Origin of the sequence: Planococcus halocryophilus (assembly GCF_001687585.2) — a bacterium.
GTDB classification, from domain to species: domain Bacteria; phylum Bacillota; class Bacilli; order Bacillales_A; family Planococcaceae; genus Planococcus; species Planococcus halocryophilus.
This window is the reverse complement of the sequence record NZ_CP016537.2, coordinates 2,774,123-2,796,929: the sequence shown is the minus strand read 5'-3', so window position 1 is coordinate 2,796,929 and position 22,807 is coordinate 2,774,123. Positions and strand designations below refer to the sequence as shown.

Genomic DNA, 22,807 nt, shown 5'->3' with positions numbered 1-22,807 from the left:
AGAGGAAGTCGACTATGAAGTTTTTCTTAATTGCTGGAGCGGTTAATGCTCTATTGTCTGTCGCATTTGGCGCATTCGGAGCGCATCTATTAGAAGGTCGTGTGGCAGACAAATATTTAGATACATGGCAAACCGCTGTACAATATCAAATGTTCCACTCGATCGGCTTGATGGTAGTCGCGATTTTGATGAGCTCATCGCTACTCGGTTCGCTTGGTTCATTAAACTGGGCTGGCTATTTAATGCTTGCCGGAATCATCATTTTCTCAGGTAGCTTATATGTATTAAGCTTAACGGGCATCAGCATTCTTGGTGCCATTACGCCAATTGGTGGTCTCGCGTTTATCGCTGCTTGGGTAATGATCGTAGTTGCGGCAGTGAAAGCACTGTAATAGGTTTGAGTAGGGCAATCCGCTTTGCGCGGATTGCCCTTTTTTAGCATTTGGACAGTAAACGTGTTGATTTGGACAGTATTCCACCTGATTCCGACAGTATTTGGGACGAATCGGACAGTATTTCATTCCAATCGGACAGTATATCCAAATAATTGGAAAACAACTTCGCGAAGCTGGGAATTCACCCTTTTTTCGCTCCGGACAGTAAATGTGTTGATCTGGACAGTATTCGATCCAATTCGGACAGTATTTCATTCCAATCGGACAGTATATCCAAAAAAAGGAATTACAAACACACAAAATCAAACAAAAAAAGCCGCCAAAAGGCGACTCTACTCAATTAAACTTCTAAAAATTTCGCAGTACGTTCAGCATCTAGGCGTGTACCTACATAGAATGAACCGAATTCTGCGTAACGCGCGCTAACTTCATCAAAACGCATTTCGTAAATCAATTTCTTGAATTGAAGCACGTCATCTGCGAACAATGTAACGCCCCATTCGTAATCGTCAAAGCCGACAGATCCAGAAATGATCTGTTTTACTTTACCTGCATAGCTACGGCCGATTTTACCGTGAGATAGCATCAACTCTTTGCGCGTATCCATTGGTAGCATGTACCAGTTGTCATCGCCATCGCGACGCTTGTCCATTGGATAGAAGCAAATATACTGCGAACGTTGAAGTTCTGGGTATAGACGCGAACGAATATGTGGGTTTTGGTAAGGATCTTCATCAGATTTTCCAGCAAGGTAGTTGGAAAGTTCAACGACTGAAACATATGAGTACGTAGGAACGGTATAAGCAATCAATGTTAGCTTATTGTATTCTGTTTCAAGTTCGTTTAATTCGTCCATTGTTTCGCGCAACATCATTAGCATCAAGTCGGCTTTTTGGCCAACAATTGAATACAACGCGTGTGCGCCGGTTTTATTTTCATCAGCTTGGTTGATTTTGTCCATGAATGCTTGGAATTCGTCGATCGCAAATTGGCGTTCTTCGTCCGTTAGCATTTTCCACGAAACCCAGTCCATTGAGCGGAAATCATGGAGAACGTACCAGCCGTCTAATGTAATTGCTGCTTCATTCATTATTCAAACACTCCTTTTAATATAAATCTCTCGCTTTTCAGTTTAGCACAACAAGCATCTAAGTTCCTTTAAAACTAGCGCCTGTCACGAATTCGACATAGCACACACGGCTTTTCAGCACATGATGAAAAGGGTAAACTGAAGATAAGGAATTGTAGAAAGAGGAGAAGTGGGCATGCCGTTATTTTTTGAAGAAACAGCTTGGCGTTTTTGGGATCAGTCGCTAAGCGCGAAAAGTCGCTCTGCGCTTGAATCATTTGCAGCGGACGACACATTATGCGAGTTGGTGGGGGCGGGTAAAAGCGCACCAACCGTTCGAACATGGGTGCATGACGATACGGTAGTGTTAGGGATCCAAGATCATCGTTTGCCGCATATTGAAAAAGGCATGGATGTATTAAAAGACTATGGCTTTACGCCGATTGTACGAAATTCTGGAGGACTGGCAGTTGTACTGGACGCTGGTGTTTTAAACATCTCGCTCGTGCTATCGGAAAAAGACAACGCCATCGATATCTCAGCAGGTTACGACTTGATGCTCGATTTGGTGCGTGAACTTTTCCCGGAAGCTACTATTGAAGCGTATGAAATTGTCGGCTCGTATTGCCCTGGTTCTTATGACCTCAGCATTAACGGCCAGAAATTCGCTGGCATCTCACAACGCCGAATTCGTAGCGGAATCGCGGTGCAAGTATATTTATGTGTCGAAGGCAGCGGTGCAAAACGTGCTGAAATCATTCGTGATTTTTACAATGCGGGATTACAAAACGAAGAAACCAAATTCACTTACCCAGAAATAAAACCTGAAACAATGGCATCGCTCAGTGAGTTGCTCGGTAGAAAAATTACGGTTCAAGAAGTAGTAATTGACCTACATGATTTAATGGAAAGACCGGCACCAATGTCTTTGCAGCCTGATGAGACAGAGTTATACGGATTTTATTTAAATCGCGTTGTTGAACGCAACCGTAAAATGCTAGAACGTCCCCTTGAATAGCAGCGAGACCCTAGTGTAGAATAGCTGGTACATGAAAAAACGGAGGTGCGCAAGTGAGCTACGCAACACAAAAATTAGCTGAAGAAAAAGTTTTTAAAGATCCGGTTCACCGATATATCCATGTGCGCGACCAAGTGATTTGGGATTTGATCAATTCGCGTGAAGTTCAGCGTTTGCGCAGAATTAAGCAATTGGGCACCTCTTATTTAGTATTCCATGGCGCGGAACATAGCCGTTTTAATCACTCACTTGGTGTGTACGAAATTGTACGCCGTATTTCGGATGATATTTTTCATGGTCGTCCGGAATGGGATGAAAGTGAGCGTCTAGTTGTATTATGTGCAGCACTTTTGCACGATTTAGGACACGGGCCGTTCTCGCATTCATTTGAAAAAGTTTTTGCACTTGACCACGAAGAATATACGCGGAAAATTCTATTAGGAGATACGGAGGTCAATGAAATCCTTCAAAAAGTGTCTACAGATTTTCCGACAAAAGTGGCAGAAGTGATTGCAAAAACGTACTCAAATAAACAAGTCGTTTCATTAATTTCCAGTCAGATAGATGCAGATCGTATGGATTACCTTCAGCGAGATGCTTATTATACAGGGGTATCTTATGGCCATTTTGATATGGAGCGGATTCTTCGCGTGATGCGTCCATTAGATGATCAAGTCGTCATCAAGTCGAGCGGTATGCATGCAGTGGAAGATTACATCATGAGCCGTTACCAAATGTATTGGCAAGTGTATTTCCATCCGGTTGCCCGAAGTGCAGAAGTTATTTTGCGGAAAATTCTTCAACGAGCAAAAGAGTTGAGTGCAAGTGGCTATAAGTTTGAACAGCCACCAACTCATTTCCTATCATTTTTTGATCAGAGCTTTACGTTGAAAGAGTATTTGGCGTTAGATGAAGGCGTTTTAATGACGTATTTCCAATTATGGATGACTGAGCGCGATCCGATTTTAGCGGACCTTTGCGACCGTTTTGTGAATCGACGTTTGTTCCAGTATGTCGATTTTGACCCAGGCAAAGATTATAAAAAGCTAGGTGAATTGGCCGAACTGTTCCGGTCTGCCGGCATTGACCCGGAATATTATTTGATCGATGACTCTACGTCTGACTTGCCATATGATTTTTACCGACCAGGAGAAGAAGAAGAGCGTTTGCCGATTCATTTACTGATGCCAAACGGTGATATTAAAGAATTATCACGTTTGTCTCAAATTGTGGATGCGATTTCCGGTAAACGCAGAACGGATTATAAATTGTATTTTCCAGCTGAATTATTAATTGATGGCAAGAAAACCGCTATCAAGCATCAGATTTTGGAAATGCTTCGAGAAGGAGGGATATAGTTGCTCCAGGGACACGCAAAAATCGTGGACTTTATTGCCACTGCGGAAGGCGTAACCGGCCGCAAAAAATTGCAGAAAATGATTTACATCATGAAGAAACTAGACATTCCGTTTCAGGAAAAGTATGAGTTTCATATTTATGGACCGTATTCAGAAGAACTAACTGCTCGTGTGGAAGAATTATGCGACATGGGGTTTTTGTCAGAAGCATTAGAAGACAAAGGTTCTTATGTTCAATATAAATATAGCGTAACGGAAGAAGGCCAAGAATTCCGTAAAGTTTTGGGGGAATCGATTCTAGATAACCCACTCACTGCAGGAAAATTAAATGCTAAAAGTGGTCGGTTTTTGGAATTGACCGCAACACTTCTTTATTTTGATCATTTGAATAAACAAGAACAAATCGATAAATTGCATGTGGTTAAAGGGAAATTGAACTTTACTGCAGAAGAAATTGACGAAGCTTTTGCTTTTATTGAAGAATTAAGGACTTAAAAAAACTCCCGTAACGGGAGTTTTTGAGGTATTTAATGAGTAAAAGGCACTTTCACATTTCTTTGATCCAGTTGCAAGTGCCTAGCTCCTCGGGACATAAGTCAATCCAACTGTGTGGCAAAGATCGCCACACTGCCGGTCTGCCTTATGCCTGTCGGAGCTGACCAGGCACTTTCACTTTTCTTTGATCCAGCTGCAATGGCCAGCTCCTCGAGTCATAAGTCACGCTGGCTGTGCGACTGAAAACACGTCGCTTCGCCACCGCGCCTTATGCTTGTCGGAGCTGAATGGCCATTTCCACTTTTTTTTATTGATCGCTAAAGAGTTTGCCTTTTGTGCCGTAATTGCTTTTTTTCAAGTCTTCGATAAAGACAGTGACGTTTTCGATAGGTGCACCAGTTGTTTCAGAAACAGCTTCAGATACTTTTTCGACTAGTGCGCGTTTTTGATCTTCTGTGCGCCCTTCGAGCATTTTTACAGTGACGTATGGCATAATGGATGCAGCTCCTTTTTCTTAAGAATACTATCATCATAGCAGAACGGAGGATTCAGACAATGGCGAATGAAGAAAAACCAAAACAAAAAGTAGGATTTACCATTATAAAAAATGATCCAACGGGTGGTCATAAAGGGTACGGTATCGGTTCTCTATCTTTGGAGAACGTTTCTCCATTATTTATTGACGTAGAAGAGCAAGAAGCTTTTATCGATATTGGTGCAATGCATGCCCGCAGTGAAGTAGAGCGAGGCATTAAATTTACAACTAACCGAGAAGATTCGGCAGGTGGCAAAGATTATTGGCTTGTGTGGATTACCATCGATTTTAATCCAATCGGACCTTATTACGCAGGAGTTGCAGCGTGTGAAATGGTGGTTAATCGTGAAAAACGTAGAGGCTACAAGATTTTGGCTGACCATGTTAACCGCATGGACAAGTCGATGAAACGTAAAATTCTTGTGGAACAAATGGATGAGCCATCAAAACGCATACTGGCTGACTATTTGGAATCGCATAACGCAGAAATGTGGAACAATAGCTCAGAGCAACTTCACCAAGATTTAGGTAGATGATAAAAAGCGTGTTTGTGTAATGAAAAAATGATTTTTGAACAGAATGTGACATTTCAAATTGCGTCTACCGGATGGTTGAAGTTGTCTATAAAAGGCAGTACACTAGAACTACAGCTTTTCAATAGAAAGCTAGGACACCTGATAGCGAGCAAGTGCCGTGAGCCATTGCGATAAAACCCAAGCCCAATGCCTCATGTCTCTTTCTCCGCACCATCAGGATTTAAAAAGGTTTTCTGTGAAGGGAAAAGATTCCCTGTACAGAAAACCTTTTTATTTTTAGTGTAGTGCAGTGTTGAGCGGGTAAAGAGGAGTATGAAATAAATATTGCACTTTTTTTGAAAACACTTATACTTTTTTAAGTGGATTTTATTCAGAATGAAAAGGAGTTTGATTATAGATGGCAGGATTTTGGTATACAGAAAAGCAAACAGAAAACTTTGGGATTACGATGAAAATCAACAAAACCCTTCATACAGAACAAACAGATTTTCAATTTCTTGAAATGGCAGAAACAGCTGAATGGGGCAATATGTTGTTTTTAGATGGCATGGTCATGACTTCTGAAAAAGACGAATTTGTTTATCACGAAATGGTCGCACACGTTCCATTGTTTACACACCCAAACCCAGAAAACGTACTAGTAGTTGGTGGCGGTGATGGTGGCGTAATCCGTGAGATTTTAAAGCACCCGTCTGTTAAAAAAGCGACACTTGTCGACATCGATGGAAAAGTAATCGAGTACTCAAAAAAATTCTTGCCTAGCATTGCGTCAGGTTTAGAAGATTCACGCGTGGAAGTTATCGTTGGAGACGGGTTCATGCACATCGCAGAATCAGACAACGAGTTTGACGTGATTATGGTAGATTCAACTGAACCCGTTGGACCAGCTGTAAACTTATTCTCAAAAGGCTTTTATGCAGGAATTTCAAAAGCATTAAAAGAAGACGGTATTTTCGTCGCGCAATCTGACAACCCATGGTTTAAAGCAGATTTGATCAAGCAAGTTCAAAGTGATGTAAAAGAAATTTTCCCAATCACGAACTTGTATTTGGCGAACATTCCAACATACCCAAGTGGTTTGTGGGCGTTCACGATTGGTTCGAAAAAGTACAACCCATTAGAAGTACCAGCAGAACGTTTCCATGAAATCGACACGAAATACTATACGCCAGAGTTGCACAACGCTGCGTTTGTTTTACCGAAATTCGTGAAAGATTTAACAGGAGAATAAAACATGAGATTTGACGAAACATATTCAGGAAAAGTATTTATCAAAAGTCATCCGAATTACGAAGAATCAAAAGCGGTTCTTTACGGCATGCCGATGGATTGGACAGTGAGTTACCGTCCAGGTTCTCGTTTTGGCCCGAACAAAATTCGCGAAGTTTCAATTGGACTAGAAGAATATAGCCCGTACCTTGACCGCGAACTAGGTGACGTAAAGTTTTTTGATGCAGGTGATATTCCATTGCCATTCGGCAATCCGGAAAAAAGCTTAGCGGAAATCGAAACTTATGTGCACACGCTTTTAGCGGACGAAAAAATTCCAATGGGTATGGGTGGCGAGCATTTGGTGTCATTGCCAGTAATGAAAGCAGTCGCAAGCAAATACGACGATTTGGCAATCATTCACTTTGATGCACACACAGATCTTCGCGAAAACTACGAAGGCGAAGAATACTCACATTCGACACCAATTCGCAAAATCGCAGATCACATCGGACCGAAAAACGTCTATTCATTTGGTATTCGTTCAGGGATGAAAGAAGAATTCGACTGGGCAAAAGAAAACGGCATGCACCTTTCGAAATTTGAAGTGCTTGAGCCTTTAAAAGAAGTATTGCCAACACTTGAAGGTCGCAATGTCTATGTCACGATTGATATGGACGTATTAGACCCTGCACACGCACCAGGCACTGGAACAGTTGACGCAGGCGGTATCACGTCTCGTGAACTATTAGCATCTATCCACGCTATCGCAGCGTCAGGCGTGAACGTAGTTGGTTTTGATCTTGTAGAACTAGCACCAGTTTACGACCATTCTGACCAAACAGCGAACACAGCAAGCAAATTAATGCGCGAAATGATACTTGGTTGGATTAAATAAAAAAAGAGGAAGCGGCCGTGTAGATTCGACGGGCGTAAGCCGCTCTGACGAAGTGGCGTTTTTCTGCCGCACAGTTAGAGTGGCTTACGACCCTAGAATTTGGCCGCTAGAGCTAGACAATAAGAAAAGCATAAACGTATTTTATTAAACAACTGAAATCTTTAAAAGTCGGCCTGGAAAACCCAGGTCGACTTTTTTATTCTTTACACAACCCCCAAATTAGAAACTTCCTTCTGAAAACGATAAGATAAAAGAAACCAGCTATCTGAAAGAGGTGCGAACAATGCAATTGTATAAATGGACAGGTCCACAAGATCAAGCGGAAGCCTTAGTAGAAAGTTTGTCGAAGGCCCAGTTCACTTACTTGAAAAACGATGACGAAACCGTATTGCTTTACGAAACAGACGAGGGTACAGGTTTAAAAGCGTCTGAAGCATATGAAGTATTGAATGCTGTAGGTGATTTTGCTGATGGACATTATGCGGTATTTAACAATATTCCAGTGACAGATGAAGGTCGTGAACTTTTTGAATCACGTTTTCAAAATAGAGCAGGCATGGTAGAAAAAGAACCTGGCTTCGCTGCAATTCGTGTACTGCGCCCACTCGATTCAGATGTTTACGTCATTCTGACTTTATGGGAAGACAAACAATCGTTCATAGATTGGCAACAGTCTCAAGCATACGGTCATGCGCATGCAAAACGCGGCACTAAAGAAGGTATTGATAAACGTCCAAACATTTTCCCGCGCTCTTCTTTTGTGACCAGTTATACGAAATAAATATAGCTTTTTTAGAAAGTGATTTATCAAAACAGTCTCCTTTGGTAGTGACCCCTTAAAGTTAGATTTGAACTCTAACTTTTGGGGTGCACTACCTTTACTGGAGGCTTTTTTATGTCTTAGCAGAATTGAATTTTAAGTATGCGTTTAGTAATAGGCAATAAGAGATATAGATGAAGTAAGCAATTACCCAGAAAGGAGAGTGACTTATGCATGAATTTGATGAAGTATTCATACAAGTCCTAGTGTTATTGGCCATTGCGATAACGGTTGTCGGCATCGCCAGAAAAGTAAAGCAGCCCGATACCATCGCATTGGTTTTAGTAGGGCTTTTACTTGGTACCACTAGTTTCCCATTTCCTTTTATTGACCAAGCCGAACAATTCATTACCCAATCAGAAGTTTTTCAGGTCATTATCATTTCTTTATTTCTGCCCATTTTGCTTGGGGATGCTACGTTAAAACTTCCTTTTCACCATTTGTATAAACGAAAAGAAACTGTAATTGGTCTAGCTTTAGGGGGGACATTTATATCATTTGTTCTTATTGGCTTTTCAACTCACTTTTTACTTGGCCTTCCTTTAGCAGTCGCTTTTACGTTTGCGGCATTGATGAGCGCAACCGATCCAATCAGTGTCTTATCCATCTTTAAGTCAGCAGGGGTTTCAGAGAAACTTTCAGCGATTATGGAAGGTGAGTCTCTTTTTAATGATGGAATTGCCATTGTGCTTTTTCAAATCGCGTCTGTTTATTTGCTGACTTATATTGATATGGGCTGGGCAGGATTAGGTAGTGGGGTATTGCTATTTCTTCGTTTTGCTGTAGGAGGAATATTGGTCGGTGTCATTCTGGGATACCTCTTTTCACAAGTTATTCGATTTTATGATGATTACCCTTTTGAAATTGCCATATCGGCTTTATTGTTTTTCGGTAGTTATTTTATCGCAGAACACATTCACGTATCCGGAATAATCGCCGTCGTGGCAGGAGGATTTGTTTTTAATGATTATGGCGGTAGAATCGGGATGTCTGAGTTAACGAAAAGCGCGATTAATACGTTTTGGGACGTAATTACCCTTATTGCGAACTCGTTAATTTTCTTGATTGTCGGGTTGGAAATTCGCAATATCGATTTTGCAGGTCAATGGTTGATTATTATTTTAGCCATTGTGATCGTTTTAGTGGCGAGAGTGATTGCGTTATTTTTCAGCACGATGCCGGCCAGAGATTTAAATCGAAAAGAACGGATTTTATTGAACTGGGGCGGACTGAAAGGCAGTTTATCCATTGCTTTGGCGTTAAGTCTTCCAGCGAGTTTCGACGGACGTGAAACGATTTTGTTACTAACGTTTGCAGTCGTCCTGTTTTCTTTAGTTATTCAAGGCTTAACCATCAAACCATTGATCAAAGTATTAGGGTTGCAGTCAAAATAGCACCGCAAATTTGAATAAATGAGAAATTAGCCGATCCTAAAAAAAGGATCGGCTCAGACTGTAGACAAAGTCTATTGAAAATGTATAGTTGTGTATAACCACAACCGTTCCAGCCACTGCGCTTTCCATGGGCTCAGCTTCAGCCTCCTCGTCACTTGCGTTCCTGCGGGGTCTTCAGCTTTCGCTGTCCCATAGGAGTCTTCGTGGCCAGAACGGTTGTTAGCATATTGCCCTAATTAGAGAGAGTAACCAGCGAATTTATTTTCAAGAGGATTAACGAGTAATCACACAAGGATCCGGAGCATAATGCGGCGACTCCTGCGGAAAAACGGAGTGATGAGACCCCGCAGGAGCTTGCGACGAGGAGGCTCAGCGCTTCGTCCGCGGAAAGCGTCCGCATGGAGCGAAGGATCCAGTATATAGGATAAGGCGAATATTTATTCGTTAACTAACATAATAACTCTTTTGTCTACAAGCTGAGCCGATCCTAAAAAAAGGATCGGCTTTTCCTTTAAATTAGTCGGAATTCATCTTACATCGCATTTAGATAAAAAGAACTGACGTAAACAATGGGTGCTGTATTGAAAAAGCCGAGTGAATCGGGCTATAATGAGAAGGTTATTATTTGACGGGGAGGCGGAAAGACATGCAAAAGACAGTGGAAATAAAACTGACAACGACGATCCGTCAGCCGGATATGGAAGAACAAGTAATGGTGTTGGAATCTCGAGGAACATTAACGGAGAAAAACCAGCTGCGCTATTTACAGTATGCCGAGCAGCAAGATGATCTTGAAATTCGAACGACGGTTAAACTTCAAGAAAATGAAGCAATGATTATGAGAAGCGGCGGCTTACAGATGCGGCTACCTTTTTTATTACATAAAGAACAAACCGGCAATCTAACGAATGAACAAGGGTCGTTTATGTTGACGACAAAAGCGCATGAGCTTTTCGTCAGTGATACTCGATTCATGGTCCGATACGATTTGTCATTAGGTTTAGATCATGTCGGGGAATATGAAATGGAAATACAATTTATGGAGGCTAAATAATGAATGCAGTAGAACAAGTTCAACACGACATTAAAACAGCATTTGCGGAAGCAATCGAAAAAGCAGAATTAACAACAGAAGCTGTAGAAGTACAATTAGAATCGCCGCGAGACAAAACAAATGGAGACTATGCTACGAATATTGCAATGCAATTAACACGTTTGGCGAAAAAGCCACCTCGTGCGATTGCCGAAGCGATTGTAGCAAATCTTGACAAAGATGCAGCGAACATCCAAACAGTAGATATTGCTGGCCCAGGATTTATCAACATTACGATCAAAAAAGATTATTTGCAGGACGTTGTAAAAACGGTACTAGAGCAAAAAGTAGATTACGGGCGTTCAACGGCAGGCGGCAATGAGCGCATCCAAGTGGAGTTTGTTTCGGCTAACCCAACTGGCGATTTGCATTTAGGTCATGCGCGCGGATCTTCAGTCGGCGATTCGCTTTGCAATATTTTAGATTTGGCAGGATATGATGTATCTCGTGAATATTATATTAACGATGCCGGTAACCAAATTAACAATTTGGCTTTGTCAATCGAAGCGCGCTATTTTGAAGCATTGGGCAAAGGTGACAGCATGCCAGAAGATGGCTATCGCGGACAAGATATTAAAGATATTGCAGAAGCTTTAGTTCAAGAACATGGCGATAAATTTGTCAGCATGACGCACGAAGAGCGTTTTGAAATTTTCCGTCAACATGGATTAAAAGTGGAATTGGCTAAACTGCAACAAGATTTAGCTGACTTCCGTGTGGAATTTGATGTTTGGTATCCAGAATCGTCTCTTTACAAAAACGGTAAAATTGATGAGGCTTTGGCTAAACTTCGTGAAAACGGTCATGTCTTTGAAGAAGACGGCGCGACTTGGTTCCGTTCAACAATATTCGGTGATGACAAAGATCGCGTATTGATCAAAAATGACGGCACGTACACGTATTTAATGCCCGATATTGCCTACCACGAAGATAAATTGCAACGTGGATTTGGTAAGCTAATCAACGTCTGGGGTGCTGATCATCACGGCTATATCCCACGTATGAAAGCAGCCATCGAAGCGCTTGGTTACGATCGCGATACACTTGAAGTTAGCATTATTCAAATGGTGCAATTGTACAAAGACGGCGAAAAAATGAAGATGAGTAAACGTACAGGCAAAGCTGTAACGATGCGCGAACTAGTCGAACTAGTGGGACTAGATGCGGTGCGTTATTTCTTCGCGATGCGTTCAGGCGATTCGCATATGGACTTTGATTTGGATTTGGCGGTTTCCCAGTCAAACGAAAACCCAGTTTATTACTCGCAATATGCGCATGCGCGTATTAGCTCAATTTTACGCCAAGCAGAAGAACAAGGTTTACTAGCTTCAGAAGAGCATTTAAACTTATTGACTTCTGAAAAAGAAATTGATGTTTTGAAAAAAATTGGGGATTTCCCACAAGTCATCGCAGATGCAGCTAAACAACGTGCACCTCACCGCATTACGACGTACATTCAAGAGTTGGCATCACATTTCCATAGCTTCTACAATGCCAATAAAGTATTAGATGCATCAAATGTCGAAATGACAAGTGCTCGCTTAGCATTGATTACAGCTGTGAAAACAACCTTAGCGAATGCATTGAAAACAGTGGGCGTCGAAGCTCCTGAAAAAATGTAAGCGAAAGCTCTGCAGTTACGTGTATAATGAAAACAGAATTAGAACTTAATAGCGATTCATGAAGGTGCTTATGTCTAAGAACATGAGTTAAAAGGGAAGCCGGTTCAACTCCGGCGCGGTCCCGCCACTGTAAGTGAGAGGAAATTGCAATATGCCACTGAAGCAACGCTTCGGGAAGGTGCAAAGACCAATGATCACAAGCCAGGAGACCTGCCTTTATGACAACACACCCATACGCCTGCGAGGAAAGGCTGGATGCGCATGCTTTTTTATGGCGTCCTTTCAATCCCTCGCAGAACTTTGCGGGGGATTTTGTATTTTCATAAATTGTTTTTTATCTCAAGATATGAAAACTAATGAAATCAGGTTGTGGACAAAGTTTTACTGAAATAAATAACGGCGTATGATCTCCAACTGGATTGACCACTTCGCTTTCCGTGGGCTCAAGCGGCGTCCTTGGCAACTGGCATCGCGACGTCCTGTCGCGCCAGTTGCCACGACCCACACCAAGTGGGTCCAAAGCGTCCACTTGGTCCGGAGGATTCCATAAAAAATGATAATGATTCAATCTTTTTTAGTAGCGGAACTAATGAAAAAAATTTTAATAGATAAGCCGATGCTTTCTTACAACAAAAACACTACACTCTAGGGGGATTTTATTGATGAACAAGTTTTGGAAGTTTGGAGCAACAGCAGGATTAGCAGCAGTTTTAATGGCAGGGTGCGGAGAAACCGCAACACCTGAAGAAGACGTCGAAACACCAGCAGAACCACCAACTGAAGTTGCAGATGTTGAGTTTCCTGTAACGCTGACAGATGCAGCGGGCAATGAAGTTGTCATTGACGAAGAGCCTGGGGCGATTGTTTCCATGATTCCATCTAATACAGAAATTGCATATGAACTTGGGTTAGGCGACAAAATCGTTGGCGTATCGGATTATGACAACTACCCAGAAGAAACGGCAGACGTTGAAAAAATCGGTGGACAAGAATTCAATGTAGAGAAAATCATTGGTCTTCAGCCAGACTTAGTATTGGCACACGAATCTGGATTAGGTGTGGGCGATGCAGGGCTGCAGCAATTGCGTGATGCCGGACTTGATGTATTCGTTGTTCAAAACGCAGCGAGCTTTGATGAAGTGTATGATTCGATTACAACAATCGGACAAGCGACAGGTAGCATGGAAAGAGCGGAAAACATTGTCTCGGAAATGGAAGCTCAAGTAGCATCGATTGAAGAGCTGGCAGCAACAGTCGAAGAACCGAAAACGGTCTTTTTAGAAGTTGGCAGTCAACCGGATATTTACACTACCGGTAGTGGGACGTTCATGGATGAAATGCTGACACTGATCAACGCGAAAAATGTTGCTGGCGATTTAGATGGATGGGTTAGTATGGACCCAGAAGCAATCGTTGCAGCAAATCCAGACGTGATTATTACAACCGAAGGCGCTTATGTTGAAGATGCCGTTGGTCAAATCAAGTCTCGCGGTGGTTTTGCAGAAGTAACAGCAGTTAAAGAAGAAGCGGTTTACAGCCTAGATTCAGATATGCTCACCCGTTCTGGCCCACGTTTAACAGCGGGATTAATGGAAATGGCACAGGCAGTATATCCTGATGTTTTCAATGAGTAAAAATATAGTGGCATATAGCGTTTCGCTATTTATTTTAGCGGGAGCGATAGTGCTAGGTGTGACGGTCGGGACGGTATCCATATCGCCAGTGGTGTTATGGAATCCTTCGTTCGATGAAGCGGCTGCCAATATTTTATGGAATATTCGTATGCCACGTGTCATTTTAGCTGGTCTTGTTGGGGCGGCATTAGCGATTGCTGGTGCTGCATTTCAAGGGCTTTTGAAAAATCCATTGGCCGATCCTTACACCCTGGGAGTGTCTTCCGGTGCCTCAGTCGGCGCTGTGATGACGCTCTTTTTTGGTATCTCTATCCCGTTTTTAGGTCCATTCACTTTACCGGTTATGAGCATGATCGGCGCATTATTGACAATGCTTGCTGTTGTCAGTTTTGCAAAATTGGTGGATCGCTCGATGAAAATGGAAACCGTGATTTTGACGGGCATTATCTTTAGTTCTTTTCTAGGGTCAATTATTTCTTTGATGATTGCTTTAACAGGAGAAGAGTTGCGACAAATTATTGGTTGGTTACTCGGAAGCGTGTCAATGCGTGGCTGGCCATATGTGCGAATGGCATTGCCTTTCGTATTAATCGGTTCATTTGTATTGTGGCTCAAGCGTCGCGAGTTAAATGCTATGTTGTTTGGTGAAGAACGCGCACAACACCTTGGTGTAGATGTGAAAAAAAGCAAAATGACGATTTTAATTGGGGGTTCGGTACTGACTGGAGCTGCCGTTTCCGTTTCAGGAACAATTGGTTTTGTTGGACTGGTAGTGCCCCATATGACTCGATTACTTTGGGGATCAGATCATCGTCATGTGTTGCCTTTATCTTTTATCAATGGTGCTGCTTTATTAATCGTTTGTGATTTAGTATCAAGAACGATTATTTCCCCAACAGAATTACCGATTGGTGTCATTACTGCGTTTATCGGGGCACCGGTATTTGCCTTTATCTTTTTCCGTCAACGCAAAGGAGGGATTTAACTATGCTTGAGATCATCGGACTGACAGGCGGTTATGGTGATAAAAAAATCGTTGAAAATGTATCATTCACCGTCAACAAAGGCTCTATACTTGGAATTTTAGGACCGAATGGCAGTGGGAAATCGACATTAATGAAATTAATCAGTGGCGTGTTGCCAGCAACTAGTGGAGAAATCCAAATTGAAGGAACGTCAATTGCAGATTTTCCGGCAAAAGAACTAGCGAAAAAAATGGCGGTTTTACCTCAACTTCATGCTCATTCTTTTGCTCATACTGTTCGGGAAACCGTATCACTTGGTCGCTACCCTCACCAAGTAGGTTGGTTTTCATCTTGGTCCACAGAAGACGAGCATGCGGTTAAAGAAGCAATGCGGTTAATGGACATTAGCCAATATGAAAAAACACAAATTGACCGGATGTCCGGTGGCGAACAGCAACGTGTTTTCGTCGCACAAGCGTTAGCGCAAGATGCGGGGATTTTATTGCTTGATGAACCAACGAACCATTTGGACATCAATCACCAAAAAGAGTTGCTCGATACGATTAAAAAACAAGCGATCGAAAAAGACTTAACCATCGTATCAATTTTCCATGATATCAATTTAGCATCTATGTATTGCGATCAATTATTGCTGCTTGACCAAGGAACCATCGTTCGCATTGGTGAGCCGCATGAAGTGGTACGAGAGCAAGACATCGAAACAGTTTACAAGACGCGAGTCAGCAATCACCCACATCCGGAATTACCGAAACCGCAAATCACTTTATTGCCAGGAGTTCAAAGTGAAATAGTTAATCACCGAATTTGCGCAAAAGACTTTACCGTTTCAAAAGATATGGTGTTGTTTCAAAGCCCAACGCCATTAAAAACGGTTTCTTCAGCTGTTGTAAATGCAGGTTCTGGATGGTTCCGTAATTTTATGAACCGTCATGTAGATGCAGCTTATAACGTAGATGATAGTGTTCAAGAAATGACCGAGTTTATTGCGGAAAATGGGTTGAAAACTACGGATACAGTAGGGATGATGACCGCCGTTCAAACGCAAGACGTGATTGTCAAAGAATACGAAGGTCCGTTTGGTTCAGTCATCATTGCCGTGACTGCTGGAGTCGGCAATGGTGTAGACGTGTCAAAAGCGGTAGAACGATCCGTACAGGTTGGTACGATTAATACATGGATTATGGTCAATGGTGTTTTGTCAGACGAAGCATTTATACAAGCGATGATTACAGCGACCGAAGCAAAAACGAAAGCGCTTCAAGAAAGACAAGTCAAAGACCCGCTCACAGGTACGATTGCAACAGGTACATCAACTGACAGCTGTTTAGTAGCGGCGACGCAACAAGGTGAGAAGTTGCCTTATGCAGGACCCATTACCGAGCTTGGTAAATTAATCGGAGTCGGCGTTTTTGAATGTACTATAGAAGCGCTCAAATTATATGAGTTAGCAAAAGCGGAAAACGGATGATGTCACATCTTTTAGCGATTTTTTTAGGAATCATTATCGACCGCATCGTGGGAGATCCAGCTAATTGGCCACACCCTGTTCGTTGGATCGGTATGGCGATAAAAAAATTAACCAATCGTTGGAATCGTGGGAAAAATGCATTCAAAACCGGATTTTTACTTCTTGCAACCATTGCGATTACTGCATTCATAATTGTATATGCCATTGTCTTTTTAGCTTATTCGATCAATCCGGTTGTCGGTGTTGCGATAGAGGCGTTGTTAATTGCTTCAGGACTGGCACAAAAAAGTTTGAAAGATGCAGCAATGGATGTTTATCACCCACTTGTCGATCAAAACATGGAATTGGCACGTGAGAAGTTATCCTGGATTGTTGGACGAGACACAGGTGGATTGGATGAAAGTGAAATTACGCGCGGCGTTGTCGAAACGGTTTCTGAAAACACAAGTGATGGCGTAACAGCACCGCTATTTTGGGCGTTTTTACTGGGAGCACCCGGTTTATGGCTATACAAAGCCGTTAATACACTCGATTCAATGGTAGGCTACAAAAATGAAGAATTTAAGGAGTTTGGATTTGCTTCAGCAAAAGCTGACGATGTCTTGAATTTCATTCCAAGTCGCGTAACCGGCTTTTTACTTATAGTCATGACAAAAAGTCACCAAACACTCTCATTACGTCAGCGTCTTCAAATTTGGTTGCAAGATGCCCCTAAGCACCCTAGCCCAAATAGTGGCTGGTTAGAGGCGGCAACGGCTGTCCAATTAGGTATTCAATTAGGCGGAACCAACCGGTACAGAGGCGTCGAATCGCATCGTGCGCTCATGGGAAGAGCGGTTTACCAACTTGAAGCACATCATATTAAAGAAACAATCCAACAGATGCAAAAAGTGACAATTGGATTTTTTATTTTATTTGCATTAGGAGGGATTTTACTTGGAATTGCCTAATCACGGAGCCAATCCACTGCGCTTATATAAACAAGCGGGTATCAGCCTACCCGAAAAAATAATAGATTTTAGCGAAAATGTCCATCCATTCGGACCACCTGCGTTTTTAAAAGAGCAATGGTCGGAAATGTATTCGTTAATCGGCTCTTATCCAGATCCGGACGGTGAACCATTTCGCACGTCAGCGGCACATTTTCATCAGGTCGATGTGGAGCAAGTAGCTACAGGGAACGGAGCAGCTGAGGTTTTTACTTGGTTGGCTAGAAGGTATAGAAACCAACAGGTCGTGTTGGTGGAACCAGCATTTTCGGAATACCGCCAAACCTTGGAAGCAGAACATGTTAAAATCCAGACGATTCAATTACATTCAGAAAATGCATGGACATTAACACGCGAAAATGTTCGAAATGCTATACCAGGATGCTCCGCGCTTTATATATGCAACCCGCATAATCCGACTGGTGTTTTAATACATATTGAAATGCTTCAGCACATCGCGAAAACGTGTCTCGAAGACAATTGTGAACTGGTACTTGATGAGGCGTTTATCGATTTTGTTGGTGAAGAAGCTTCTTTTATGCCTTTTTTAAACGAATTTCCAAATGTTATTATCGTTCGTTCAATGACCAAAATGTATGCGATTCCTGGACTCCGTCTTGGATATGTGGTCAGTCAGACTGAGATAATCAAGCAATTAAAACAAGGGGCGGCACATTGGAACGTCAATGCGTTATCCGCTTCAATCGGCGCAGGGTGTTTAAAACAATCGGATTATCGCGAAAGAGTAATCAAAGCAGCAATAAATGAACGAGAAAAGATGCAACAGTTTTTAGCCATGCATCATTGCGAAACAACAAATTCTGCAGTGAATTTCTTGTCATTTAAATTACCTGAATCAAAAAACGCCACTGCATTTTTTACAGACCTTTTGAAAAAAGGGATTGTTCTTCGTCATACCGAATCTTTTCAAGGAATGAATGGACAGTGGTTTCGAGCCGGGATGAAATTACCTAACAACATGGAAAAACTTCGGGAGGCGATTAGCGAATGGCTCGAGGTCAATTAATTTTCATTAGTGGTGGCGTTCGAAGCGGCAAAAGTACTTATGCCGAAACGATTGTCCGAACTTTTGGCACCACTCGCAAAGTTTATATCGCAAGCGGACAAGCTTACGACGAGGAAATGAAAGAACGGATTGAACGCCACCGTGACGATCGTTTGCAAGACAATTGGTTCACAATCGAGCAAGCACACAAAATGGGAAATGCTATCGAAAAACTACAACCACATGATTTAGTGTTGTGGGATTGTGTGACGACTTGGCTTGCCAATGAGTTATACGAAGGTTGGGAAACGAATAATATGTGCGTAGATACAGCTGGATGTATAGAAGCGAAATGGGAGAGTTTGCAAGAGACAATCGACCAAATGCTAAACACTGTTGATTTATTGACCGTTGTCTCAAACGAAGTGCTAGATGATTTCGTGCGTGATGAACGATACCAAGCGTGGCTCGGTAAAATTCACATTTGGCTAGTAGAGAAAGCGGATCAAGCAATTGAGATGGAGAACGGTCTGGCTTTTAGAAGGAAGTGAAAACATGCGCGGAATAATGATTCAAGGAACTTCTTCAGATGTTGGAAAAAGTATGCTTTGTACCGCTTTTTGCCGAATTCTATCTGATCAAGGAGTGAAAGTCGCTCCTTTTAAGTCGCAGAATATGTCGAATAACTCGTATGTGACGATATTGGGCGAAGAAATCGGGCGCGCACAAGGTGTGCAAGCAGAAGCAGCTCGCACGATAGCTACTGTTGATATGAATCCCATCTTATTAAAGCCTGAAAGCGGCATGAAATCACAAGTGGTGTTATTCGGTAAAAAACTTGAAACCATGGACGGCATGGACTACCGAGCACAATTTTACGAAAAAGGATTACAAGCAATCGATAAAGCGCTCACCAATTTAGCGGGAAATTTCACGCACATAGTTATTGAAGGAGCGGGCAGTCCTGCAGAGATGAATTTAAACGACCGTGAACTAGTCAATATGACGGTTGCAAAACGGGCAGATGTTCCCGTGGTTCTTGTGGCTGATATTGAGCGAGGAGGTGTCTTTGCATCAATTGTCGGAACGCTTGCTTTAATACCAGAAAAAGAACGTATAAAAGGTTTGATTATCAATAAATTCAGAGGAGACGCCAAGCTATTTGAAGATGGCGTGCGGTTTTTAGAATCGTATACAGGCATTCCGGTTCTTGGTGTTATTCCTTATATGGACAGTCATGAAATCGAGCAAGAAGATTCACTAGGAGTGGGAGCGGTACAACAAAAATCCGTTATTAAAGGTGCAATCGACTTGGTTGTGTGTAAGCATCCTTATGTATCCAACTTCACCGATATCGAGCCGTTTTTAACTGAGCGAGACGTCACGGTTCGTTGGGTAGAAAGCGTAGAAGAAATTGGGCAACCTGATATTATACTGTTGCCTGGAACGAAAAGCACGATTGCAGATTTGCGATTTTGGAAAAAGCAGGGGCTTGATGAAAAGTTGAAGTCATTATCAGGAGATACATGGATTGTCGGCCTGTGTGGAGGATTTCAAATGCTTGCTGAAAATTTGTCAGATCCACATGGGTATGACGGTGTTGCAGTAAAAGCTGAAGTGGGATTTGGCTTGGTGCCAAACATGCATGTCCGTTTTGAAAAAGAAAAAATGGTTCGACGTCAAAAAGGCATAGTAAAATTCGAAGCTTTAGAAGCCCAAGTGATTGGTTATGAAATTCATCATGGCCGAGTCACAGGAATCGAACATTGGCTAATTGATTGCGGGGATTCAGTTGAAGGGTATTATCGTGACCGCGTGATTGGAACACATCTACATGGTTTTTTCCGTGATCGGAGCTGTCGAACTGCATTTTTAGCACCCATTCGCAAACAGAAAAACTTACCGATTCCAGTGCATGAAAAATCGGAAGATCCTTTTGATCGCTGGGCCAAGCACGTGAAAAATCATCTGGACTGGCAGAAAGTCACAGAAATAATGGAGGCAAACCAATGACTCGGCAGTTAAGAACCGGATTTCTATTGGCGCTTCAATTTTTTTCGGTGATTCCAGTTAAAAAGCAATTGCCGATGGAGAAAGAATACATTACGGCTATGTATGCGATACTACCTCTATTAGGTTTGTTGTTCGGTAGTGTTTTGACAAGTACCGTATGGTTGCTCCGTGATACAACAGAGATTAGCTCTTTACTACTCGGCTTTATAGTGGTTCTGATTGGCTTGGTACTGACCGGTGGCTTGCATATGGACGGCTTGGCAGATACGGGAGATGCCTATTTTTCTTACCAAGATCGTGACAAGCGGTTGGCGATTATGGGAGACCCACGAATTGGTGCTTTTGGTGCGATGGCATTAGTAGTGGCTATTGTCGGTAAAATCATCCTAGTAGCAGAATCGATAAATGAAGCATCTCTTGTATGGGTTTTATTGATCCCAGTTTTTTCGAGAATCGGTTTATTGGCTTTGTTTAGTTTTACAAAATCAGCAAAGCCAGATGGCGTAGCGGCTTTTTTTCAGAAAAGAGTCAGCCATAAGAAATTGCAACTTGTCGCTATAGTGGCATTGGTTATTAGCTTCATGCTTCTTATTTGGAGTGCTACTTTTTTGTCAGCAATTGTATTAATCATCCTGCTGTTCGGATTTTCATGGCTATACCGCGCTTGGTGTTTACGCAATTTTAGCGGTGTGACAGGTGATTTGTTAGGTGCTTATGTGGAAGGAGTGGAGATTTTATTATGGATGAGTCTTTTGTTCTTCGTTTAATTCGCCATGCTCCGACAAGAGGAAACGAGCAAAAACGTTATATTGGCTGGACCGATGAATCAGTTTTGCCATTTAAGGCCAAACCAGATTTGCAGATAAATGAAGTTATGGGCAGTGATTTAAAGCGGTGTCGAGAAACCGCAGCTGTGTTGTTTCCAAATGCCATTTACCGAGCAAATAGAGAGTTGCGAGAATGTCATTTTGGCCAATGGGAAATGAAAACCTATGAACAGTTAAAAGATATTCAACGTTATCGCGACTGGATAGATGACCCTTGGAACATCAGTCCGCCTGGTGGTGAAAGTTTAAAAGACATGGCGGAGCGGGTTGAACGAGGACTGCGAAAAATACCAAATGGCAACGAAGTTACGTTAGTTCTGCACGGCGGACCGATTCGTTACTTAATCGCACAAGCTTTAGGTGAGAGATTTCAAGATCAAACTGCGCTAAATGGAGGCTGCCATAACTTAGTTTGGAAAAGTCGCCAAGCGTTTGAGGAGCGGGCATTATGCACATCGTTTTCGGTGGAGCCTTTAACGGCAAACGACAATATGTGAAAAATTTGATACAAAATGAAGAAGCATCTTGGCATGAAGGCATGATGCCGCAATTGATACTTAGTGATTCGATAACGGTAATCGCTGGAGTGGAGCGTTGGGTAAAAGAACAACTTGAACAAGGTTTAACAGAACAGCAAATAATAGAAAGAGTCAAAAAAACACTGGGCTCTAGTCAATCGAAACAAATCTGGGTATTAACAGATTTGAACAGAGGAATCGTGCCAACAGAGCGGATCGAGCGTGAACTGCGCGACCTTGTTGGCCGATTGTATCAATTATTGTTTACAGAAGCACAGCAAATTACACGCATTTGGTACGGTATTCCACAAACGATAAAAGGGGCGGATCAAGATGAAAATTTACACAAAAACAGGGGATAAAGGGCAAACAAGTTTGATCGGAGCGCGTACGGACAAAGATGCACCACGCGTTGAAGCATACGGGACGATTGATGAAGTCAATTCATTTATTGGCAAAGCGATGACTGAATTGGCGCCTGAAACTTATGCGGATTTACTAGAAGATTTAGAAGCGATTCAAAATGAATTATTCGATTGCGGTGGCGATTTAGCAGATGTTCGAAAAGATCCGAATTATAAAATGACGGAAGAACCAGTTGAAGTTTTGGAAAAACGTATCGATGAATTGATGGAAGAACCGCCGCTTCTTGAACGTTTTATCTTGCCAGGAGGAACTCCGGCTGCTGCTACGCTTCATATCGCACGTACGATTACACGTCGTGCTGAAAGACAAACGGTTACGTTGCTGAAGTCTGGAGAAGAGTTCCCACAAGTGGTTCAACGTTATTTGAACCGTTTATCTGATTATTTATTTGCAGCATCACGCGTTGTTAATTCGCGCGTCGGTGTTCCAGATAATGAGTATGTGCGCAGTGCCAAAGTATTTAAGAACGGCGGACGCAGTAAGAAATCGGTAGAGTAA

Annotated in this window: 24 protein-coding genes and 1 riboswitch; of the genes, 22 read left to right on the top strand and 2 right to left on the bottom strand. The window is 42.3% G+C overall.

The window, feature by feature from the left end; genetic code table 11:
• Positions 1 to 14 precede the first annotated feature (14 nt).
• The gene (locus BBI08_RS13830) at positions 15 to 392 is read left to right on the top strand and encodes a DUF423 domain-containing protein (protein ID WP_008496846.1); all 378 of its coding nucleotides are present in this window, start codon (positions 15 to 17) and stop codon (positions 390 to 392) included.
• Between the two features lie 343 nt (positions 393 to 735).
• Here BBI08_RS13830 and hemQ read toward each other — a convergent pair whose 3' ends face one another.
• Entirely contained in the window at positions 736 to 1,485 is a 750-nt protein-coding gene (gene hemQ, locus BBI08_RS13825) for a hydrogen peroxide-dependent heme synthase (protein ID WP_008496847.1), read from the bottom strand.
• Between the two features lie 175 nt (positions 1,486 to 1,660).
• Here hemQ and lipL point away from each other — a divergent pair, with 175 nt between their 5' ends.
• Genes lipL through BBI08_RS13810 form a run of 3 tightly spaced genes read left to right on the top strand, consistent with a single transcriptional unit; the run spans position 1,661 to position 4,335 of the window.
• Positions 1,661 to 2,482 carry an octanoyl-[GcvH]:protein N-octanoyltransferase gene (gene lipL / locus BBI08_RS13820; RefSeq protein ID WP_008496848.1) on the top strand — a complete coding sequence of 274 codons (822 nt, stop codon included), beginning with the start codon at positions 1,661 to 1,663 and terminating at the stop codon, positions 2,480 to 2,482.
• A 53-nt stretch (positions 2,483 to 2,535) separates the two neighbouring features.
• A complete protein-coding gene (locus BBI08_RS13815) occupies positions 2,536 to 3,840 on the top strand; it encodes an HD domain-containing protein (RefSeq protein WP_008496849.1) in 1,305 nt (434 codons plus the stop codon).
• Positions 3,841 to 4,335 (top strand): YwgA family protein, encoded by a 495-nt coding sequence (locus BBI08_RS13810; RefSeq protein WP_008496850.1) that lies wholly within the window; start codon positions 3,841 to 3,843, stop codon positions 4,333 to 4,335.
• Between the two features lie 307 nt (positions 4,336 to 4,642).
• On the opposite strand, the gene BBI08_RS13805 is transcribed toward BBI08_RS13810, so the two are convergent.
• On the bottom strand, positions 4,643 to 4,828 hold the full coding sequence (locus BBI08_RS13805) for a 2-hydroxymuconate tautomerase (protein ID WP_008496851.1): 186 nt from the start codon (positions 4,826 to 4,828) through the stop codon (positions 4,643 to 4,645).
• A 62-nt stretch (positions 4,829 to 4,890) separates the two neighbouring features.
• Between BBI08_RS13805 and BBI08_RS13800 the strand changes: the two genes are divergently transcribed.
• From BBI08_RS13800 to BBI08_RS13715, 18 genes are all read left to right on the top strand, one after another.
• A complete protein-coding gene (locus BBI08_RS13800) occupies positions 4,891 to 5,406 on the top strand; it encodes a YwhD family protein (protein WP_008496852.1) in 516 nt (171 codons plus the stop codon).
• A gap of 397 nt (positions 5,407 to 5,803) precedes the next feature.
• Positions 5,804 to 6,637: a spermidine synthase gene (gene speE / locus BBI08_RS13795; protein WP_008496853.1), complete on the top strand. Its 834-nt coding sequence runs from the start codon at positions 5,804 to 5,806 to the stop codon at positions 6,635 to 6,637.
• Positions 6,638 to 6,640: 3 nt separating this feature from the next.
• On the top strand, positions 6,641 to 7,513 hold the full coding sequence (speB, locus tag BBI08_RS13790; RefSeq protein ID WP_008496854.1) for an agmatinase: 873 nt from the start codon (positions 6,641 to 6,643) through the stop codon (positions 7,511 to 7,513).
• A 283-nt stretch (positions 7,514 to 7,796) separates the two neighbouring features.
• On the top strand, positions 7,797 to 8,294 hold the full coding sequence (locus tag BBI08_RS13785) for an antibiotic biosynthesis monooxygenase family protein (RefSeq protein WP_008496855.1): 498 nt from the start codon (positions 7,797 to 7,799) through the stop codon (positions 8,292 to 8,294).
• A 209-nt stretch (positions 8,295 to 8,503) separates the two neighbouring features.
• Positions 8,504 to 9,727 carry a cation:proton antiporter gene (locus BBI08_RS13780; RefSeq protein ID WP_008496856.1) on the top strand — a complete coding sequence of 408 codons (1,224 nt, stop codon included), beginning with the start codon at positions 8,504 to 8,506 and terminating at the stop codon, positions 9,725 to 9,727.
• Between the two features lie 646 nt (positions 9,728 to 10,373).
• The gene (locus tag BBI08_RS13775; RefSeq protein WP_008496857.1) at positions 10,374 to 10,781 is read left to right on the top strand and encodes a YwiB family protein; all 408 of its coding nucleotides are present in this window, start codon (positions 10,374 to 10,376) and stop codon (positions 10,779 to 10,781) included.
• Positions 10,781 to 12,442: an arginine--tRNA ligase gene (argS, locus tag BBI08_RS13770; RefSeq protein WP_008496858.1), complete on the top strand. Its 1,662-nt coding sequence runs from the start codon at positions 10,781 to 10,783 to the stop codon at positions 12,440 to 12,442. Before BBI08_RS13775 ends, argS begins: the two co-directional genes overlap by 1 nt.
• Positions 12,443 to 12,487: 45 nt before the next feature.
• A riboswitch (cobalamin riboswitch) is annotated at positions 12,488 to 12,674 on the top strand.
• A gap of 430 nt (positions 12,675 to 13,104) precedes the next feature.
• Positions 13,105 to 14,076 carry an ABC transporter substrate-binding protein gene (locus BBI08_RS13765; protein WP_008496860.1) on the top strand — a complete coding sequence of 324 codons (972 nt, stop codon included), beginning with the start codon at positions 13,105 to 13,107 and terminating at the stop codon, positions 14,074 to 14,076.
• A complete protein-coding gene (locus BBI08_RS13760) occupies positions 14,069 to 15,061 on the top strand; it encodes a FecCD family ABC transporter permease (RefSeq protein WP_040850623.1) in 993 nt (330 codons plus the stop codon). The genes BBI08_RS13765 and BBI08_RS13760 overlap by 8 nt, the downstream gene beginning before the upstream one ends.
• Positions 15,062 to 15,063: 2 nt before the next feature.
• Positions 15,064 to 16,530 (top strand): adenosylcobinamide amidohydrolase, encoded by a 1,467-nt coding sequence (locus BBI08_RS13755; RefSeq protein WP_008496862.1) that lies wholly within the window; start codon positions 15,064 to 15,066, stop codon positions 16,528 to 16,530.
• The gene (gene cbiB, locus BBI08_RS13750) at positions 16,527 to 17,480 is read left to right on the top strand and encodes an adenosylcobinamide-phosphate synthase CbiB (protein ID WP_065528223.1); all 954 of its coding nucleotides are present in this window, start codon (positions 16,527 to 16,529) and stop codon (positions 17,478 to 17,480) included. The genes BBI08_RS13755 and cbiB overlap by 4 nt, the downstream gene beginning before the upstream one ends.
• The gene (locus BBI08_RS13745; protein WP_065528222.1) at positions 17,467 to 18,546 is read left to right on the top strand and encodes a pyridoxal phosphate-dependent aminotransferase; all 1,080 of its coding nucleotides are present in this window, start codon (positions 17,467 to 17,469) and stop codon (positions 18,544 to 18,546) included. Before cbiB ends, BBI08_RS13745 begins: the two co-directional genes overlap by 14 nt.
• Positions 18,528 to 19,076, top strand: a complete 549-nt coding sequence (locus BBI08_RS13740; protein ID WP_008496865.1) for a bifunctional adenosylcobinamide kinase/adenosylcobinamide-phosphate guanylyltransferase — start codon at positions 18,528 to 18,530, stop codon at positions 19,074 to 19,076. Before BBI08_RS13745 ends, BBI08_RS13740 begins: the two co-directional genes overlap by 19 nt.
• 4 nt (positions 19,077 to 19,080) lie before the next feature.
• Complete coding sequence (locus BBI08_RS13735; protein WP_008496866.1) at positions 19,081 to 20,538, top strand: cobyric acid synthase; 1,458 nt, start codon at positions 19,081 to 19,083, stop codon at positions 20,536 to 20,538.
• Positions 20,535 to 21,305, top strand: a complete 771-nt coding sequence (gene cobS, locus BBI08_RS13730; protein WP_008496867.1) for an adenosylcobinamide-GDP ribazoletransferase — start codon at positions 20,535 to 20,537, stop codon at positions 21,303 to 21,305. The genes BBI08_RS13735 and cobS overlap by 4 nt, the downstream gene beginning before the upstream one ends.
• Entirely contained in the window at positions 21,278 to 21,862 is a 585-nt protein-coding gene (locus tag BBI08_RS13725) for a histidine phosphatase family protein (RefSeq protein WP_008496868.1), read from the top strand. The genes cobS and BBI08_RS13725 overlap by 28 nt, the downstream gene beginning before the upstream one ends.
• Positions 21,814 to 22,245 (top strand): bifunctional adenosylcobinamide kinase/adenosylcobinamide-phosphate guanylyltransferase, encoded by a 432-nt coding sequence (locus BBI08_RS13720; RefSeq protein WP_065528221.1) that lies wholly within the window; start codon positions 21,814 to 21,816, stop codon positions 22,243 to 22,245. Before BBI08_RS13725 ends, BBI08_RS13720 begins: the two co-directional genes overlap by 49 nt.
• Entirely contained in the window at positions 22,217 to 22,807 is a 591-nt protein-coding gene (locus BBI08_RS13715) for a cob(I)yrinic acid a,c-diamide adenosyltransferase (protein ID WP_008496872.1), read from the top strand. Before BBI08_RS13720 ends, BBI08_RS13715 begins: the two co-directional genes overlap by 29 nt.

Coding starts and splice junctions, on each gene's coding strand:
- BBI08_RS13830 (WP_008496846.1), top strand. CDS start 15: ATGAAGTTTTTCTTAATTGCTGGAGCGGTTAATGCTCTATTGTCTGTC.
- hemQ (WP_008496847.1), bottom strand. CDS start 1,485: ATGAATGAAGCAGCAATTACATTAGACGGCTGGTACGTTCTCCATGAT.
- lipL (WP_008496848.1), top strand. CDS start 1,661: ATGCCGTTATTTTTTGAAGAAACAGCTTGGCGTTTTTGGGATCAGTCG.
- BBI08_RS13805 (WP_008496851.1), bottom strand. CDS start 4,828: ATGCCATACGTCACTGTAAAAATGCTCGAAGGGCGCACAGAAGATCAA.
- BBI08_RS13800 (WP_008496852.1), top strand. CDS start 4,891: ATGGCGAATGAAGAAAAACCAAAACAAAAAGTAGGATTTACCATTATA.
- speE (WP_008496853.1), top strand. CDS start 5,804: ATGGCAGGATTTTGGTATACAGAAAAGCAAACAGAAAACTTTGGGATT.
- speB (WP_008496854.1), top strand. CDS start 6,641: ATGAGATTTGACGAAACATATTCAGGAAAAGTATTTATCAAAAGTCAT.
- BBI08_RS13785 (WP_008496855.1), top strand. CDS start 7,797: ATGCAATTGTATAAATGGACAGGTCCACAAGATCAAGCGGAAGCCTTA.
- BBI08_RS13780 (WP_008496856.1), top strand. CDS start 8,504: ATGCATGAATTTGATGAAGTATTCATACAAGTCCTAGTGTTATTGGCC.
- BBI08_RS13775 (WP_008496857.1), top strand. CDS start 10,374: ATGCAAAAGACAGTGGAAATAAAACTGACAACGACGATCCGTCAGCCG.
- argS (WP_008496858.1), top strand. CDS start 10,781: ATGAATGCAGTAGAACAAGTTCAACACGACATTAAAACAGCATTTGCG.
- BBI08_RS13765 (WP_008496860.1), top strand. CDS start 13,105: ATGAACAAGTTTTGGAAGTTTGGAGCAACAGCAGGATTAGCAGCAGTT.
- BBI08_RS13760 (WP_040850623.1), top strand. CDS start 14,069: ATGAGTAAAAATATAGTGGCATATAGCGTTTCGCTATTTATTTTAGCG.
- BBI08_RS13755 (WP_008496862.1), top strand. CDS start 15,064: ATGCTTGAGATCATCGGACTGACAGGCGGTTATGGTGATAAAAAAATC.
- cbiB (WP_065528223.1), top strand. CDS start 16,527: ATGATGTCACATCTTTTAGCGATTTTTTTAGGAATCATTATCGACCGC.
- BBI08_RS13740 (WP_008496865.1), top strand. CDS start 18,528: ATGGCTCGAGGTCAATTAATTTTCATTAGTGGTGGCGTTCGAAGCGGC.
- BBI08_RS13735 (WP_008496866.1), top strand. CDS start 19,081: ATGCGCGGAATAATGATTCAAGGAACTTCTTCAGATGTTGGAAAAAGT.
- cobS (WP_008496867.1), top strand. CDS start 20,535: ATGACTCGGCAGTTAAGAACCGGATTTCTATTGGCGCTTCAATTTTTT.
- BBI08_RS13725 (WP_008496868.1), top strand. CDS start 21,278: ATGGATGAGTCTTTTGTTCTTCGTTTAATTCGCCATGCTCCGACAAGA.
- BBI08_RS13720 (WP_065528221.1), top strand. CDS start 21,814: ATGCACATCGTTTTCGGTGGAGCCTTTAACGGCAAACGACAATATGTG.
- BBI08_RS13715 (WP_008496872.1), top strand. CDS start 22,217: ATGAAAATTTACACAAAAACAGGGGATAAAGGGCAAACAAGTTTGATC.